Here is a 16967-nt window from a genome sequence, read left to right on the forward strand (position 1 = left end):
CATTCTTACTCAGTCCCCTTTTATGGTAAAGTTGCCACAAAACAAAAGAACACAGGATTTTCTCAATGGGCTGCTGCGACGCACCTGGCTTGATGCCAATTGAAGAAGCGATGGACAAAATGTTATCGCGAATCAAACCTATCCAAACAACGCTTTCTCTTCCACTTGCTGAAGCACTCGGTTTTGTACTGGCAGAAGATATCTTGTCTCCTATCCACGTACCGCCATTCGACAACTCAGCAATGGATGGCTACGCTATTCGCATTCAAGATCTTGAGTCATCTTCTGTATTGCCTCTGGCAGGTAAATCATTTGCAGGACAACCTTTTGAAGGTGAATGGCCTCAAGGTACCTGTGTTCGCATCATGACTGGCGCAAAAATCCCACAGGGTTGTGATGCCGTTATCATGCAAGAAAATACTGAACTAACAGATGATGGCATTCAGTTCAACCAAACCGACGTGAAGCCACAAAACAACATCCGCCCAACAGGTGACGACATCAAACAAGGCGACATCGTACTGGCAAAAGGTGCACGTTTGACACCTCGCGATATTCCGATGATTGCGTCTCTTGGTATAAGCCATGTGACAGTAGTGCGTAAACCCAAAGTTGCTTTCTTCTCTACTGGTGATGAACTTAAAGCACTGGGCGAACCGCTAGACGAAGGTCAGATCTACGACAGCAACCGTTACGGTATTAAACCACTTATCGAGAACTTCGGTTGTGAAGCCGTTGATCTTGGCATCATTCCAGATTGCCCAGAGACTCTGAAAGCAACCTTTGAACAAGCGCAAACATTGGCAGATGTGGTTGTGACCTCAGGCGGTGTTAGTGTGGGCGAAGCGGATTACACCAAAGACATTCTTGAAGAGCTTGGTGAAATCGGTTTCTGGAAGTTAGCAATCAAGCCGGGTAAACCTTTCGCATTTGGTAAGCTAAGTACAGCTTGGTTCTGTGGGCTGCCGGGTAACCCTGTTTCTGCAGTTCTTACTATGTACGTGCTTGTTCAACCAATGCTGGCAAAACTTGCAGGCCATACAGAATGGAAAGCACCCGAATCTATTCCAGCAACAACCAAAACCGCCTTTAAAAAAGCGCCAGGTCGTACCGATTACCAACGTGGTATCTATACATTGGAAGATGGCAAGTTTGTCGTTGAAACAACCGGTAACCAAAGCTCTGGTGCATTCCGCTCAATGAGCCTAGCGAACTGTTTTGTTGTATTGGAACGTGAACGCGGCCGAGTTGAAGTGGGCGAAACGGTTCAGATTCAACTATTCAACTCAACCCTTTACTAGGAAGACGTTGTGGATATTCTTTCCGATCAGGAAATGTTGCGTTACAACCGCCAAATCATTCTTCGTCAGTTTGACTTTGAAGGACAAGAAGCACTCAAACAAGCATCGGTATTGATGCTTGGTGCTGGCGGTTTAGGCTGCGCATCAAGCCAATATTTGGCGACTGCTGGTGTCGGTAAAATCACGCTGATTGATGATGATATCGTCGAGTTGTCTAACCTTCAGCGCCAAGTGCTGCACCACGATGCGGATATTGGTCGTAAGAAGGTAGACTCGGCGGCCAATGCGCTACGCGAACTTAACCCGAACATCATTGTAGATACCATCGCAAAGCGTCTTGATGATACAGAGCTAAAAAGCTTGATCGAACAGCACACAATTGTTGTTGATGCATCAGATAACGTCGATACGCGCAATCAACTTAACCGCCTATGTTTTGCGACTAAAACACCGCTAATTTCAGGCGCGGCTATTCGTATGGAAGGCCAAGTGAGTGTGTTTACTTACGACGACCCAACTCAACCATGTTACCAGTGCTTAAGTGCCCTCTTCGGCAGCGGTGCGTTAAGTTGTGTCGAAGCCGGAGTCATGGCTCCTGTTGTGGGTATTGTTGGCGCAGTACAAGCGATGGAGACGATCAAAGTGATTGCTGATTACGGCCAACCAAAGAAAGGCAAAATTCTGATTTTGGACGCGCTCAGCATGTCTTGGCGAGAAATGAATCTGATGAAAATGCCAACCTGTCCGGTTTGTAGTTAGTTCTAAACCTCTAATCATTCCCAAAAAGCCCAACTCGATGTTGGGCTTTTTTCTCATTTTGACAATCAGATTTAAAACCCTTCTTCTTACAAATTTTAACTTCATAAAATTCAACAATTTAAAAGTTGGCACATTCCTTTCATTGCATATATCACGAACCAATGAGAGGGCGAATTATGAAAAGGACATCACTACTACTTGGGTCTCTAATAGTGAGCGCTTATGCACAAGCGGCGCCATTTGATACGTGCCCAAGCCAAGCATACCTATTCCAATCAACCCCGGTTCAAATCTATGGCGTCAATTTGGTTACAGGCTCTACGACTCTTTTAGAGGACGACACAGGTTTGGCTTCGGGCATCAACGGTGTAGGCTTTAACTTCACTGACCGTTATATCTACGGCTACGACACCACAAACAAAAAGATTGTTCGTCTTGGTAAAGACTTCCAAGCAGAGACACTTAATGTTTCGGGCCTTCCTACCGACCACACGTTTTACGTTGGCGACGTTTACAACCACGTCTACTACTTGTACCGCAAAGGCAAAGGACTTTTCTCCATTGACCTTTCTCCGCTCGATTCTGATCCAAATGCGACATTGAGCATCGTGAAAATTAGCTCAACAGCGACAGTGAACCTAACTGACTTTGCATTCCATCCAGGTGATGGCTCCCTTTACGGCATCGACAACAACTCTGGTGTGCTATATCAGTTCAACCCATCAAATGGTAGCGCAACTGCGATAGGTGACACAGGTGAGAAAGGCACATTTGGTGCTGGCTACTTCGATGTAAACGGCAACTACTACGTGTCACGTAACCAAGATGGCAAAATCTATCGCGTTGACCTTTCGGAAGGTAACGCAGCCAATATCGCAGCAGGTATCGTTCCTGCGGTTGAGTTTGTATCCAACGGTCCAAGCTCAAGCCAAAATGACGGTGCACGTTGTGCAAATGCTCCGGTGATTAACGAAGACGAGCCAATTGATTTCGGTGATGCTCCAGACAGCTACCACACAACACTTGCGTCAAACGGTCCTCGTCACGAAGTGGACGGTGTAACTTGGCTTGGTTCCGTCGCTCCAGATGGTGATGCCGACGGACAGGCAAACGATAACTCTGTGGGCACAGCTGATGAAGATGGTGTTGGTTTTGTATCCGCACTTGATCCAGGCTTAAGCTCAATTGTGAATGTGACAGCTTCTACTTCTGGCTACCTATCAGCATGGTTTGACTGGAACCGCGATGGTGACTTTGATGATGAAGGTGAGCAAGTCTTTACCGACCAATTACTGTCTGCGGGTAATAATCCCCTACCGTTTGTAGTTTCAACCGCTGCAACAGAAGGTTCAAGCTGGAGTCGATTCCGCTTTAGCCAACAAACCGGATTAAACTACGATGGTGGTTCGACATCTGGTGAGGTGGAAGATTACCCAATTACCATCACTGGTAATGGCTACTCAGTGAAATATTTCCCGAGTGCAGAAGATTACGCCACCGTGGCTTATGAAGATAATTGGCCATACACCGCAGACTACGACATGAACGATGTGGTCGTGAAATTCCGCATCACTGAAACCAGTCTTGCTGGTCATGTTGAGAATATCCAGATTACAGGTGACCTAGCGGCTTACGGCGCAAGTTACAAAAATGGCTTCGCAATCCGACTACCGGGTGTATTGAGAAGCTCGATTGAAAACGGATTAACAACGCTATCCTTCAATGGTGTAGAGCAAGCATCTAATGGCTTGGAAAGTATTTCTGATGAAGCAATTTTCATCATCAGTGAAGACTTAAGCACACACGCGGCGAGCAGCTGTAGCTACTTCCGCACAGAGTCTGGCTGTGATGATAACGTCTCACTCACCTTTACCTTGAATGTGTACTTCACTGAAGGCTCTGACCGTTCTGCGATTCAAGCCATGCCATACGACCCGTTCATCTTCGCAACGCCGGGGACTTACCATGGCGACGGGATTACCTTCCAACCAGGTCGTAAATGGGAAGTTCACTTAGCAGACCAAGCACCAACAGAACAGTTTGATGACCAAAACCTCTTCGGTGTCGGCGTCGATGCAAGTGACCCAGCACAAGGTGTGTACTTCAAAACAGCAAACAACTTACCTTGGGCACTGTTGATAGTAGAAGATTGGGATTGGCCGCTAGAGCGTGTAGACATGGTCGATGCATACCCTCAATTCCAAACTTGGGCTGAGTCTGGTGGCGAACTAAGCACAGATTGGCACACCGCTCCAACACCTAACAAATGCTACATTCCATAGGGAGATAACATTATGAAAGCACTTATCACAATCATCATGGGATTAGCACTAACGGCTTGTGGCGGAGGCGGTGGCGGCGGAGGTGGTAACAGTACACCACCTCCACCAACCCAAACCACCGTTGCAGAGGAAGACACAACCCAACAGGAAGAAACAACCGTAGAAGAGACTACCGTAACTGTAGAAGATGCAACCATGCAGGATCTAGTAGTACCAGATGGCTTTAGCTACAACCCAGTGACGGAAGGTACGCTCAATGTAGACATCAGTGGTTTCTCTTCACAACGAGCACACCTAAGCGTGTACAAAGAGTTTGTCGAGAACAGTTCAGGTAACTACGATGCAAAATACCCAAGCAAAGTCGCATCGGTTCCACTCAACAATGGTACAGCAAATGTCGACTTTAATGTTTCTGATAGCCAAGGTAGCCTACTTGTTGAAATTTGGTTCTATGACGGTAGTGACCCAATTCAGAAAGTGATTACTTCTGGAGACAACACTTGGACCATGTAACTGGGTAAATCGAAAGCTGTCTTTCAGAACAAATCTTCAATCTTTAACTTAAAAATCGCATCGTTCTTTTGAACATGCGATTTTTTTGTTGTAAAACAGTAAGATTATCCACCTAGCAAACTAAAGACAATGCAAGCACTGATTAGTACTGATGAACTCAATAGCCTTCTCGGCCAACCTAACGTCAAGCTCCTCGACGCTAGTATTGCGTTTCAAATCCCTTCTGAAGGCAAAAAGATTCAAGATAAGTGGATTCCAAATACTTTACGCTTTGATTACGACAATGACTTTTGCTTACCCGGTTCTTCCCTGCCGCATATGATGCCAACAGAAGAAGGCTTCAACCAAAGTGCGCTACAACTCGGTTTGAACAACGAAGATTTGATTGTGGTTTACGACAACTCTGGCACTTTAGCCGCGCCAAGAGCTTGGTGGATGTTCAAAGCTATGGGACATGATAATGTTCGAGTCTTAAACGGCGGTCTTCCAGCTTGGATTGAAGCAGGACTCCCTGCCGAAAGTGCCCTATCGCAACCAAGCGAAGAAGGCAACTTTGCGGGCAAGCTCAACCAAAATGCCTTTTTGAGTGCACAAGATGTTCTTGCTCATTCAACCAATAAAAGTGCCAACATCATCGATGCCAGAGCCAAAGCTCGCTTCCTTGGTGAAGTGCCTGAGCCACGAGAAGGTCTACGTAGTGGGCACATTCCAAATTCGGTTTGCTTACCGTTTCAAGAACTCTTGACCAACGGTCACATTAAACCAAACTCAGAGTTGCAACAGATATTTAGCGCACTAACGATAGATAGTGACAATTCGATTATTTTTAGTTGCGGTTCCGGTGTAACCGCATGCATTTTATTACTCGCGGCGTATCAAATTGGTCTAGACAATCTGTCGGTGTACGACGGTTCTTGGACCGAATGGGGTGCTGACCACTCTCTACCTATCGAGCGTTAAGACAAGTGTCTGTTTAACAAAGTATCTTACGTTTATCTAAAGATGATGTGTTCCAATAAACTAAACGCAGCTTCTAAACCAAACTTGTCATTTCGAAATAGAAACTGGCTATGAGTGATTTGTCCCTCCTCATAGCCTGACTACATCAAAAGCCGACTATTTCCGTTAGCGTTCAGATGTCGCGTTACCGTGCATTTGCTCATCTAAGTTGAGCACGGTTAATGCGTTACTAACGCTCGTGGCGATCACGTCTATCGCTCCAGTTCTTAATGCTCCGAGTAGAGCGAGTGGCTTGCTGTTCTCAGCTGCGATCGCAATGACTTCCGAGATCGGCCGAAACTCTTCAATACCAAGTCCAATTACTCGGTCACTCATTACCGTGTTCGCTACATTACCGTGAATATCAAAGAAGTCATAACCTGCAAAATCCCCTACCACACCTTGTTGAAGTCTCGACTGAACCACTTCATCAGGCGTAAACCAACCTAAGTCGACCATGTAACTGTTTTCGCTCATGTCACCAATACCAACCAAAGCAACATCGGCTTTACGTGCTAGGTCGAGCGTTTGTTTCACGGTTGCATTTTGCATGAAGGCCAACTTCTGTTCTCTATTTTCTGCGTATGCCGGCGCATAAAGGGTTTCAGAGGTTCCCCCATATTTCTTCGCCAACTGACGACAAATATGGTCGGCGTTATACATACCGCCACGCGGGTGAATACCACCAATGCCACACACAAATTTACAGTCACGCGGCGTAATAACACCAATATGGTGAGCGACAGACGACACGTTGCGCCCTTGTCCGACCGTCACCACCATGCCGTTTTTGAGCGTGCTAGTGAGATAATTGGACACCAATCCCGATACCTGTAGTCGTTGCGCTTCTTCATTCGGTTGATCAAGAGCAACAAGCGCGCGCTTAACGCCGAATCGCTCGATCAAACGTTGTTCAATCTTGGCGCTGAACACCGGATGGTATTTAACGGTAATTTCAACAATGCCTTCATCACGCGCCTGCTTGAGCATTCGCCCGACCTTTGCGCGTGATATGGCAAATTTTCTCGATATCTCTTCCTGAGTCGCACCGTCTTGATAATACGCGACGGAAATCTCTGTCAACAAATCCGTGTTTTCAATGGAAATATCTTGATTAGAACTGCTCATGGTTTCTCTCGCCCTTTAAGAGGATCGATATTGTATGCAATAAGTGAACATATGCTCATTGACTTAGCATATGTTCTTTATCAATTTAAACGCTACATTTGCTCATCGCAATAACATTTTCTCACTACAATTTTTTACCCTCTTGAACAACGCTCAAGCTTTGAACAATAAGGGCAAACGTTTATTTGGGTTAACCACTAAACACACAGTAAAAAAACGTTGATGAAGTTCACTATAAGTCCATTTCAGCGATTGACTTTCAGCATAGATAGGATAAATATGGACACATCATTTACTCAGCTATCGATCAAATGTTCATAGCATTTGTTCGGTAACGAAATTTTCCGTAGTTGGCTGAGCAGATGTCTCATTAAATGCGATGAGACGGTTAGCTAACTCGCTTGCAAATGCACAAGCTGTGATAACAAAAATCACGCTTAAGCCCATTTAAATAGGATGATCGATTATGAGCAACAAGTTAGAGCAACTTCGTAAACTAACGACTGTAGTAGCAGACACTGGCGAGATTGATGCAATTAAAAAGTATCAGCCAGAAGACGCAACAACTAACCCTTCTCTTATCCTTAAAGCCGCTCAAATCGCAGAGTACGCACCTCTAATCGATGCTTCAATCGAATACGCTAAAGCACAGAGCAACGACAAAGCTCAACAAGTTCAAGATACTTGTGACATGCTTGCAGTAAACATCGGTAAAGAAATCCTAAAAACTATCCCAGGTCGTATCTCTACAGAAGTAGACGCTCGTCTATCTTACGATATGGAAGGCAGCGTAGCGAAAGCTCGTCAACTAGTGAAAATGTACAACGATGCTGGCATCACTAACGACCGTATCCTTATCAAACTGGCTTCAACTTGGGAAGGCATTCGCGCAGCTGAGATCCTAGAAAAAGAAGGCATCAACTGTAACCTAACGCTTCTATTCTCGTTCGCTCAAGCACGTGCTTGTGCAGAAGCGGGTGTATTCCTAATCTCGCCATTCGTTGGTCGTATCATGGACTGGTACAAAGCGAAAGAAGGCCGTGACTTCGAAGCTCAAGAAGATCCAGGCGTACTATCTGTAACTAAGATCTACAACTACTACAAAGAATACGGCTACAAAACTGTAGTTATGGGCGCAAGCTTCCGTAATATCGGTGAGATCTTAGAACTAGCTGGTTGTGACCGTCTAACTATCGCTCCTGCTCTACTTGCAGAACTAGAAGCAGCTGAAGGTGAAGTAGTTGAGAAACTAGTTGATTCTAAAGGCGCAGCTGAGCGTCCAGCACCAATGACTCACGCTGAATTCCTATGGGAACATAACCAAGACCCAATGGCTGTTGAGAAGCTGGCTGAAGGTATCCGCAACTTCGCCGTTGACCAAGGCAAACTAGAAGCGATGATCGAAGCTAAGCTTTAATTGCTTACCAAAAGCGAGTAGCCCGTCTACTCGCTTTTACCATCAGCACTATTTTCAAAAAATTCTATTTGAACTTGTTTCGGCGAGTTCCCTCTATTTAAATCAAATATCGAGAAGTAATCACTATGGATCGTAAACATCTAGCAAATGCAATCCGTGCGCTAAGCATGGATGGTGTTCAACAAGCTAACTCTGGTCACCCAGGTGCACCTATGGGTATGGCTGACATCGCTGAAGTTCTTTGGCGCTCTCATCTAAACCACAACCCATCAAACCCTGAGTGGGCAGACCGCGACCGTTTCGTACTGTCTAACGGCCACGGCTCAATGCTGATTTACTCTCTACTGCACCTTGCAGGTTACGAGTTGTCTATCGACGATCTGAAAAACTTCCGTCAGCTTCACTCTAAAACTCCTGGTCACCCAGAGTACGGTTACGCGCCAGGTATCGAGACCACAACGGGTCCGCTAGGTCAAGGCATCACTAACGCGGTTGGTATGGCTCTAGCTGAAAAAGCGCTAGCAGCGCAATTCAACAAAGAAGGCCACGACATCGTTGACCACTTCACTTACGTGTTCATGGGCGACGGCTGTCTGATGGAAGGTATTTCGCACGAGGCATGTTCTCTTGCAGGTACTCTAGGTCTAGGCAAGCTGATTGCATTCTGGGATGACAACGGCATCTCTATCGACGGTCACGTTGAAGGTTGGTTCTCTGACGACACACCTAAGCGTTTCGAAGCTTACGGTTGGCACGTAATCCCTGCAGTCGATGGTCACGATGCTGACGCAATCAACGCAGCAATTGAAGCAGCGAAAGCGGATCCACGTCCTACACTTATCTGTACTAAGACTATCATCGGTTTTGGTTCACCAAACAAATCTGGTTCACACGATTGTCACGGTGCGCCACTAGGTGCAGAAGAAATCGCAGCAACACGCAAAGAACTAGGTTGGGAGCACGGTCCTTTTGAAATTCCGCAAGAAGTCTACGCAGAATGGTCAGCGAAAGAAACAGGCGCAGCTAAGGAAGCAGCGTGGAACGAGAAATTTGCAGCTTATGAAGCAGCGTACCCTGAGCTGGCAGCTGAATTTAAACGCCGCGTAAACGGTGAGCTTCCTGCACAGTGGGAAGAGAAAGCAAGCCAAATCATTGCTGATCTTCAAGCTAACCCAGCAAACATTGCATCACGTAAAGCGTCTCAAAATGCTCTAGAAGCATTTGGTGCTCTACTACCAGAGTTCATGGGTGGCTCTGCTGACCTAGCACCTTCTAACCTAACAATGTGGTCTGGTTCTAAGTCTCTAGAAGCAAGCGACTTCTCTGGTAACTACATCCACTACGGCGTGCGTGAATTCGGTATGACAGCGATCATGAACGGTATCGCGCTACACGGTGGTTTCGTTCCTTACGGCGCAACATTCCTAATGTTCATGGAGTACGCACGTAACGCAATGCGTATGGCTGCGCTGATGAAAATTCAGAACATCCAAGTGTACACGCATGACTCTATCGGTCTTGGCGAAGATGGTCCAACTCACCAACCAGTTGAGCAAATGGCATCGCTACGCCTAACACCAAACATGAGCACATGGCGTCCATGTGACCAAGTTGAGTCCGCTGTAGCTTGGAAACTAGCGATTGAACGTAAAGATGCACCGACAGCACTTATCTTCTCTCGTCAAAACCTTGCGCAACAAGAGCGCACAGCAGAACAAGTAGCAGACATCGCGAAAGGTGCTTACATTCTGAAAGATTGCGAAGGCAAGCCAGAGCTAATCCTTATCGCAACAGGTTCTGAAGTTGAACTAGCAGTAGAAGCAGCAGCACAGCTAACTGCTGAAGGTAAGAAAGTACGCGTTGTTTCAATGCCATCAACAGACGCATTCGACAAACAAGACGCCGCTTACCGTGAAGCTGTACTGCCATCAGACGTAACAGCACGTATCGCAATTGAAGCAGGTATTGCTGACTTCTGGTACAAGTACGTAGGCTTCGACGGTCGCATCATCGGTATGACTTCATTCGGTGAATCTGCACCAGCTGGCGAACTATTCAAAATGTTTGGTTTCACGACTGAAAACGTAGTGAACACAGCAAAAGAGCTACTCGCGTAATTGCAGTAAAAAGATAGTCAGTTTTCTCTATTGCGAATGTGAAAACTGAAAAGCCCCACCAGCAATGGCGGGGCTTTCTTTTATCTGGCTCCTATTCGCATAAACGCAGCCAGGACATAAACATCACAACTTTCGTTACGACTATTTGTCTTCAAATCGAAGTGCGAGCTGATAGAAATCTTGTACTTGGTCTTTCAACTGTCGGCTATTTTGCTCAACTGAATGTGTTGCTGCCAAGTTTTGTTCTGCGGTCGAAGCAATAGAATGAATGTGCTGGTTTACATCACTAGATAGCTTTAACTGGTTATTCGCCGCTTCTGCTACATCAACCATCAGCCCACTCATGGTTTGCATCATCTGTTCAACTTCAGACAAACGCAACGCGCTTTGTTCTGCTACTTGAGAACAGGCATCGGTTTGCTCTTTGTTTGCCAGAATATCTTTCTGCCAACTTTGAATCGTTGCCAACATAGTGGAGATAGAGGCTTGGATTTGTTCAGTTGCATTGGATGTTCGCCCAGAAAGCGCGCGGACCTCATCAGCTACAACAGCAAAACCACGACCTTGCTCCCCTGCTCTTGCCGCTTCAATCGCCGCGTTGAGTGCCAGTAAATTGGTTTGCTCTGCGATCCCACCAATCTCTTCCATCAAATGGTTCACCTTCTGCGCCTGATCACTCAGTTGATACGTCGTTTCCGTCGCTTTTTCAGCTTGAAGGCTTAATTGCGCTAGATTGGTGTGCGTTTGATCAATGGTCTCCTTCGCCATCAAGCATGACTTCAATGTATCATCAATCAACATATGGGCATCATTGGTACTCGAAGAAACCGAATTTGCCGACGACTCCACCTCTTGGGTAGCATCTCGCACACGATGAATATCGGTATTTTGCTGATTTAATGCAGCCGAGACTTCTGCCGTTGTTTGACTGAGCTCTTCGGCGCAATGCTGCAAAGGCAATGCAGAGTCAGTCATTCTTCCTAACACGGTTCGAATTCTTGCGGATAGCATTTTGATATGGAAATCAGCAATCGAAAATGCCGTGTTACCGGAATAGATCAAGCGACTTACGCTGTCATATTGCTTTTGTAACTTTTTAAGTTGCTGAGGTGTATCAATTAACTCTTGGCGGAATAACAGAGCCAGAACACTTGCAGGTAACGCACTTGCAAGCCAAGCCAACGGCCCTTCAACAGACAACGCATATGCGGTTGCAGGTGCGGTTAGTGCACCAAGTAGAATCGCATAGCGAATGGTTTCATTGATTTTCAACGACCAAGTTCGGCCAGACTTCTCTGCAGCACGCATGCTTTTGTAGGCTTTTGTCGCAATATCAACCCACTCTCGCTTTGGTTTCACGCGCACTGATTGATACCCAACAACATGGTTGTCTTCGTAGATAGGGGTGACATAAGCATCAACCCAATAGTAACCGCCAGACTTAGTGGCATTCTTAACCATTCCACGCCAGGCTTTACCTTGTTTAAGGCGTGCCCACATGTCACCGAAAGCGGCTTTAGGCATATCATTATGACGAACTATATTGTGGTTCTGACCGACAAGTTCTTCGTGAGTGTATTCAGCAACGCGGCAAAAGGCTTCATTACAATATGTAATAACACCTTGTAAGTTCGTTGTTGAGACGAGTTCCTCAGACTCCCTCACGAGAGTTTCTTGAGCTTTATGAGAAATATTGGCTGACATAGACGAAACTTCTTTAGTTTTTATTGATTTTCGGCAAGATATATACAGGATTTTTATTTTTATTACAAAAAGTTAGATAAAAAGTCTTATCAAATCGACATTTTTATTGTGGGAATTCACATTATCGATAAAAACATAAAGAAGAGATTGTTGATTTGAGCTAATAAACAAACCCGACACGATCGGCCGGGTTATATATTAAGACTTAATTAAGCGGTTTGTGATTCTGGCTTTTTATTCGTTTTTAACGCAAACATCGCGATAACGAGTAACACAAATGGAAGAACATACAAATTAAGATTCTGCCAACCTACGGTAGACTCAAGCCAACCAGATAGTAATGCGGTGATGGTGACACAACTGAACACGAAGAATTCATTAAACGCTTGAGCCTTGCTTCTGTTTTTCGCTTCATAGCTTTGACTAAACAGCCCGGTTGCTGCGATAAACATAAAGTTCCACCCTATTCCTAACAGGATTAAAGCAAGACTAAAATGCCAGATAGACACTCCATGTATATTAATTCCAATACAAGCAACAAATAGCAATCCACCCGCCAAAATCATATTCTTAGCGCCAAACCGTTCTATCAGACGGCCCGTGACAAACGCAGGTGCAAACATACCCAACACGTGCCATTCGATCACTCCCGCCGCTTTATCAAAATCAAAGCCACAACCAATCATCGCTAAAGGAGTTGCTGTCATTAAAATGTTCATCACCGCGTACGCAACCATTGCCGCGATAACTGCCAGCATGAAATTAGGTCGACGAATAATCAGTCTCAGCTTATCCGCCTTAGCGTGTAGCGCCTGCGTGTGTGCAGGTGGAAAACGAATGGTTTGTAGCACAACCAACGCGGTTATATAAAGCACGACAAGCACAGCAAATGCACTAATGTATAAGCCATCATCTGACCACTGCTGCGAGTACACGGCCAGATTAGGCCCAAGGATCGCCGCTAACACCCCACCCGCCATAGATATCGAAATCGCCCTATGCCTTGCCGACTCTTCACACACTTCAATGGCAGCAAACCTGTATAGAGTACCGAAACCTATACCAACACCAAGCAAAAACGTAGACATGCAGAACAGATAGAAGTTTTGTTGACTTAATGCATACGTCGCTAGACTAGCACCCAAAATGCCAATGACATTACCAAGGCTAAAACCAAGGCGACGCCCTAACTTGCCCATAATTAGCGACGCAGGAATTGTCGCGGCCATCAGTCCCAAAAACTGCAGTGCAACTGGTAATGTGATAAAACTTGATGACGGCGCAAGTGTTTTGCCAATAAGGGCAATAACAGATATGAGTAAAATATTCCCTGTCATTAATAAGGCTTGGCAGAGGGATAGAAGCCATACATTACGATTCAATTCCAAATTCCTTTTGGTTACGACGTATACAGATAACATATAGGAAAGCAGAAACAATAGAAAGATATGAGAGTAATTCTCAACAAAAAGAGCCAGAGGCATAGTACCTCTGGCTCTTCACTATTCGCTTTTAAAAAAGTTTTTCTGTTGAGCTTACTTGTTGCGGCGCGCTTTTACTGCATCAGAAAGCTGACGAAGTACCGTTTCCGTGTCTTCCCAACCAATACATGCATCAGTGATCGACTGACCATAAGTGGCTGCTTTGCCATCCACTAAGTCTTGGCGACCTTCAACTAAATGAGACTCGATCATCACACCAAAAATGGCTTCTTCGCCAGCAGAGATTTGCTCGGATACATCATCAGACACCAGCATTTGACGCTTGAACTGCTTCGAGCTGTTAGCATGGCTAAAATCAATCATCACTTTTTTCGGCAGACCTGCGGTGTCCAGCTCATCTTTAATTTGAGCTACATGTGCTGCACTGTAGTTTGGTTCTTTACCGCCACGTAGAATAATATGGCAGTCTGGATTACCAGCGGTTTCTACGATCGCGGAATGACCGTATTTTGTTACTGAAAGGAAGTGATGGGAAGCGCTTGCAGAACGAATCGCGTCGCTCGCTATTTTAATATTCCCGTCTGTACCGTTTTTGAAACCTACAGGACAAGAAAGACCAGAAGCTAGCTCGCGGTGAACCTGAGATTCTGTCGTACGAGCACCGATAGCGCCCCAACTGATCAAATCCGCCACGTACTGAGGTGTGATCATATCTAAGAATTCACTTGCCGTTGGCAAGCCCATATCGGTTAGATCAAGAAGAAGTTTACGTCCGATACGTAGACCATCATTTAGCTTATAGGTGTCATTTAAGTAAGGGTCATTGATAAGGCCTTTCCAACCAACGGTCGTACGCGGCTTTTCAAAATAAACTCGCATAACAACCTCAAGCTGCTCGCCCAGTTCATCACGTAGTACTTTTAGCTTTTTACCGTACTCAACCGCGGCAGCCGGATCGTGAATAGAACACGGGCCAACGATCACGAGTAATCGATCGTCTTTTCCTTCAAGAATATTGTGAATGGCGTTACGGCAATCAAAAGTGGTCGAAGAAGCGGTTTCAGTCGCTGGGAACTTCTCTAATACTGCAACAGGTGGCAATAACTCTTTTACTCTATTTATTCTTACATCATCAGTTTGAAACATTACTTCTACTTCCTGGTTTTATTTCCGACCCCATTTTTACCAACTGAACTCATTGCAACATTGTTCACAAAGCGAGCAGCATCAAGGGCTGTGGTCATTTTCTGTCTAGCGTTTAAGTAACTTATCGGCTTAGGCGTAGACTTGCAATCAGTTTTTGCAAATAAATGCAAATAAAAACCACCTGTTAACCACCGCGCACAATGTAAAGTAAAGTTTACGAAAAAAGTTCAAAATAATCATCAATTTTCTTATGCACCAAAAAATCTTTACTACAATGTAAGAAATATCAGAAGTTTGTGAGGTATTTTTGGGTAGTAAATGTTGATCAAGTTCAAATATATTGTTGCTTGATATGAAATGATTAGAATATTAAACTAATTTCTTATAAACGCTGGTTTTTTCTAATTTTTTGATAAAACGAAGTAGAAGTTAATATGCAATCAATACAAGGAAACATTATGAACAAAGTAGCAATTGCAGTAGCAGCAGTGGTAGCTGGTAGTAGCGCGCTTTTAAACTCTGCTCAAGCTGAAATGTACATCGGGGGCAAAGTGGGCATGACTACACTTGACGACGCTTGCTATCTAAATAGCCCTTGTGATGATGAAGCGTTCGGTGCAGGACTACATATCGGTTATGACTTTACCGATATCATCGGGCTAGAGTACGGCGTAGACTTCTTAGGCGACTATGAAGGAAACTCTAGGTCAGGGGCTAATACGATTAATACGATTGACGGCAATCTAACGGCTTTAACACTTGCACCTAAATTCAACTGGCACTTAAACGACTCTTGGAATCTGTTTGCTAAGATCGGTGGTGCTTACATGATGTCTGATGACGAAACAGACTTTGTCCCAACAGGTTCTTTGGGTGCTGAATACTCGATCGATAGAAACTGGAGTGTTCGCGCTGAATACCAACGTTACCAAGATATGTCTGACGACGTGTGGGACGACATGGATGCTAACTTCTTTGGTATCGGTGTTAACTACAAATTCGCAGCAGCTCCAGTTGTTGCAGCAGTTGTAACGGAAGAAGTGATCGAGCCAGATCCAGAACCAGTGATGATGAGCAAGGTGCACAAAGAAGAGTACGGTACAGGTACGTTTGAATTCGATAGTGCTAAGTTAACAGAGTCCGTTTCTGAACGTCTGGACAACTTTGTTTCATTCTTGAACGAATATCCTCAAGCTCAAGTAGAGATTACTGGTTACACGGATAGCTCAGGCCCTGCGGCATACAACCAAAAACTGTCTGAGCGTCGTGCTCAATCTGTTGCTGATTACCTAACCGCAGCTGGCATTGGTTCAGATCGTTTGACAGTTAAAGGTATGGGTGAAGAAAACCCAGTTGCTGACAACAGCACTCGCGAAGGTCGTGAGAAAAACCGTCGCGTAGAAGTTGTGGTACCTTCATTTGAATACCAAGAGCTAGTTCAACCAGAATAAGCATCTATGATTCATGATCGATGATGTGGTAAAAATTAATGGGGTGCATTTGCACCCCATTTTGATCTCATATTAAGGGATATTGCCACTATGGTTTGGGGAAAAAGATCAACTCATTATCTTGCACCATAACACAATCCATACCAGCTGCATGCGCCGCTCGCTTCCCCAGCTCAGTATCCTCAAACACAAGACACTGTGACGCCTCCAAGTCGAGTTGTTCCGCGGCCACCAAAAAAGTATCTGGAAAGGGTTTATGGTTCTCTACATCACTCGCGGTTACTACAACATCCAACTTGTCTAATAAACCTGCATGGCTTAATAAGCGCATGGCACTTTCTCGTTGGCTGCCAGTCCCGACTGCAATTTTCTTATGGCCTAAATATTCCTCTAACACGATGTTCGTGCAAGGAATAACGTCACCATGAAGCTCCATAGCAGCGAATGTTTCCATTTTAAATGTCGCGACAGTTTTAGGATCTAATGAAAGCTCATGCACACGATTTAGTTCCTCAACAATTTTAAAGCTCGGCATCCCTCCTAAACTGTGAAACCACTCCTGACAAAACGGAAAATCAAAACGCTCAGCAGTTGCTTGCCAAGCTGCCAAGTGGGCTGGCATGGTATCGATTAGAGTACCATCCATATCAAATATGAATCCCTCATAGGGTCTAAAATCAATCGTGCTCATGTCTTTTCTTCTATTTG

Annotated in this window: 13 protein-coding genes; 8 read left to right on the plus strand and 5 right to left on the minus strand. The window is 45.1% G+C overall.

Translation table 11 applies throughout. The annotated features are described in order from the left end of the window. Positions 1 to 65: 65 nt before the first annotated feature. The 5 genes from moeA to R8O11_RS04400 all read left to right on the plus strand — a co-directional run bounded on the left by moeA (position 66) and on the right by R8O11_RS04400 (position 5815). Positions 66 to 1301, plus strand: coding sequence for a molybdopterin molybdotransferase MoeA (gene moeA / locus R8O11_RS04380; protein ID WP_213886151.1), 1236 nt, complete (start codon positions 66 to 68; stop codon positions 1299 to 1301). A gap of 9 nt (positions 1302 to 1310) precedes the next feature. Continuing rightward, on the plus strand, positions 1311 to 2060 hold the full coding sequence (gene moeB, locus R8O11_RS04385) for a molybdopterin-synthase adenylyltransferase MoeB (RefSeq protein ID WP_115386547.1): 750 nt from the start codon (positions 1311 to 1313) through the stop codon (positions 2058 to 2060). Between the two features lie 176 nt (positions 2061 to 2236). Continuing rightward, positions 2237 to 4342 carry an LruC domain-containing protein gene (locus R8O11_RS04390; RefSeq protein WP_318193949.1) on the plus strand — a complete coding sequence of 702 codons (2106 nt, stop codon included), beginning with the start codon at positions 2237 to 2239 and terminating at the stop codon, positions 4340 to 4342. Between the two features lie 12 nt (positions 4343 to 4354). Continuing rightward, entirely contained in the window at positions 4355 to 4855 is a 501-nt protein-coding gene (locus tag R8O11_RS04395; protein WP_053307245.1) for a hypothetical protein, read from the plus strand. 129 nt (positions 4856 to 4984) lie between these two features. Continuing rightward, complete coding sequence (locus R8O11_RS04400; RefSeq protein ID WP_053307244.1) at positions 4985 to 5815, plus strand: sulfurtransferase; 831 nt, start codon at positions 4985 to 4987, stop codon at positions 5813 to 5815. 165 nt (positions 5816 to 5980) lie between these two features. Here the strand turns inward: R8O11_RS04400 and R8O11_RS04405 are convergent, their stop codons facing one another. Next, the gene (locus R8O11_RS04405; RefSeq protein WP_005387670.1) at positions 5981 to 6982 is read right to left on the minus strand and encodes a sugar-binding transcriptional regulator; all 1002 of its coding nucleotides are present in this window, start codon (positions 6980 to 6982) and stop codon (positions 5981 to 5983) included. 466 nt (positions 6983 to 7448) lie between these two features. On the opposite strand from R8O11_RS04405, the gene tal reads away from it, so the two are divergent. Then, the gene (tal, locus tag R8O11_RS04410) at positions 7449 to 8399 is read left to right on the plus strand and encodes a transaldolase (protein WP_005373488.1); all 951 of its coding nucleotides are present in this window, start codon (positions 7449 to 7451) and stop codon (positions 8397 to 8399) included. A gap of 125 nt (positions 8400 to 8524) precedes the next feature. Next, positions 8525 to 10516 (plus strand): transketolase, encoded by a 1992-nt coding sequence (gene tkt, locus R8O11_RS04415; protein WP_042522667.1) that lies wholly within the window; start codon positions 8525 to 8527, stop codon positions 10514 to 10516. A 141-nt stretch (positions 10517 to 10657) separates the two neighbouring features. On the opposite strand, the gene R8O11_RS04420 is transcribed toward tkt, so the two are convergent. The 3 genes from R8O11_RS04420 to aroG form a co-directional block, all read right to left on the minus strand. Further along, entirely contained in the window at positions 10658 to 12220 is a 1563-nt protein-coding gene (locus R8O11_RS04420; RefSeq protein ID WP_005389027.1) for a methyl-accepting chemotaxis protein, read from the minus strand. A gap of 209 nt (positions 12221 to 12429) precedes the next feature. Further along, on the minus strand, positions 12430 to 13602 hold the full coding sequence (locus R8O11_RS04425; protein ID WP_021035943.1) for an MFS transporter: 1173 nt from the start codon (positions 13600 to 13602) through the stop codon (positions 12430 to 12432). Between the two features lie 153 nt (positions 13603 to 13755). Then, the gene (gene aroG / locus R8O11_RS04430; RefSeq protein WP_017635200.1) at positions 13756 to 14808 is read right to left on the minus strand and encodes a 3-deoxy-7-phosphoheptulonate synthase AroG; all 1053 of its coding nucleotides are present in this window, start codon (positions 14806 to 14808) and stop codon (positions 13756 to 13758) included. Positions 14809 to 15266: 458 nt separating this feature from the next. On the opposite strand from aroG, the gene R8O11_RS04435 reads away from it, so the two are divergent. Further along, on the plus strand, positions 15267 to 16259 hold the full coding sequence (locus R8O11_RS04435; protein ID WP_005373499.1) for an OmpA family protein: 993 nt from the start codon (positions 15267 to 15269) through the stop codon (positions 16257 to 16259). Positions 16260 to 16347: 88 nt separating this feature from the next. On the opposite strand, the gene R8O11_RS04440 is transcribed toward R8O11_RS04435, so the two are convergent. Further along, the gene (locus tag R8O11_RS04440) at positions 16348 to 16950 is read right to left on the minus strand and encodes a beta-phosphoglucomutase family hydrolase (protein ID WP_017819896.1); all 603 of its coding nucleotides are present in this window, start codon (positions 16948 to 16950) and stop codon (positions 16348 to 16350) included. Positions 16951 to 16967 lie beyond the last annotated feature (17 nt).

The organism is Vibrio sp. 1288, from assembly GCF_033344475.1.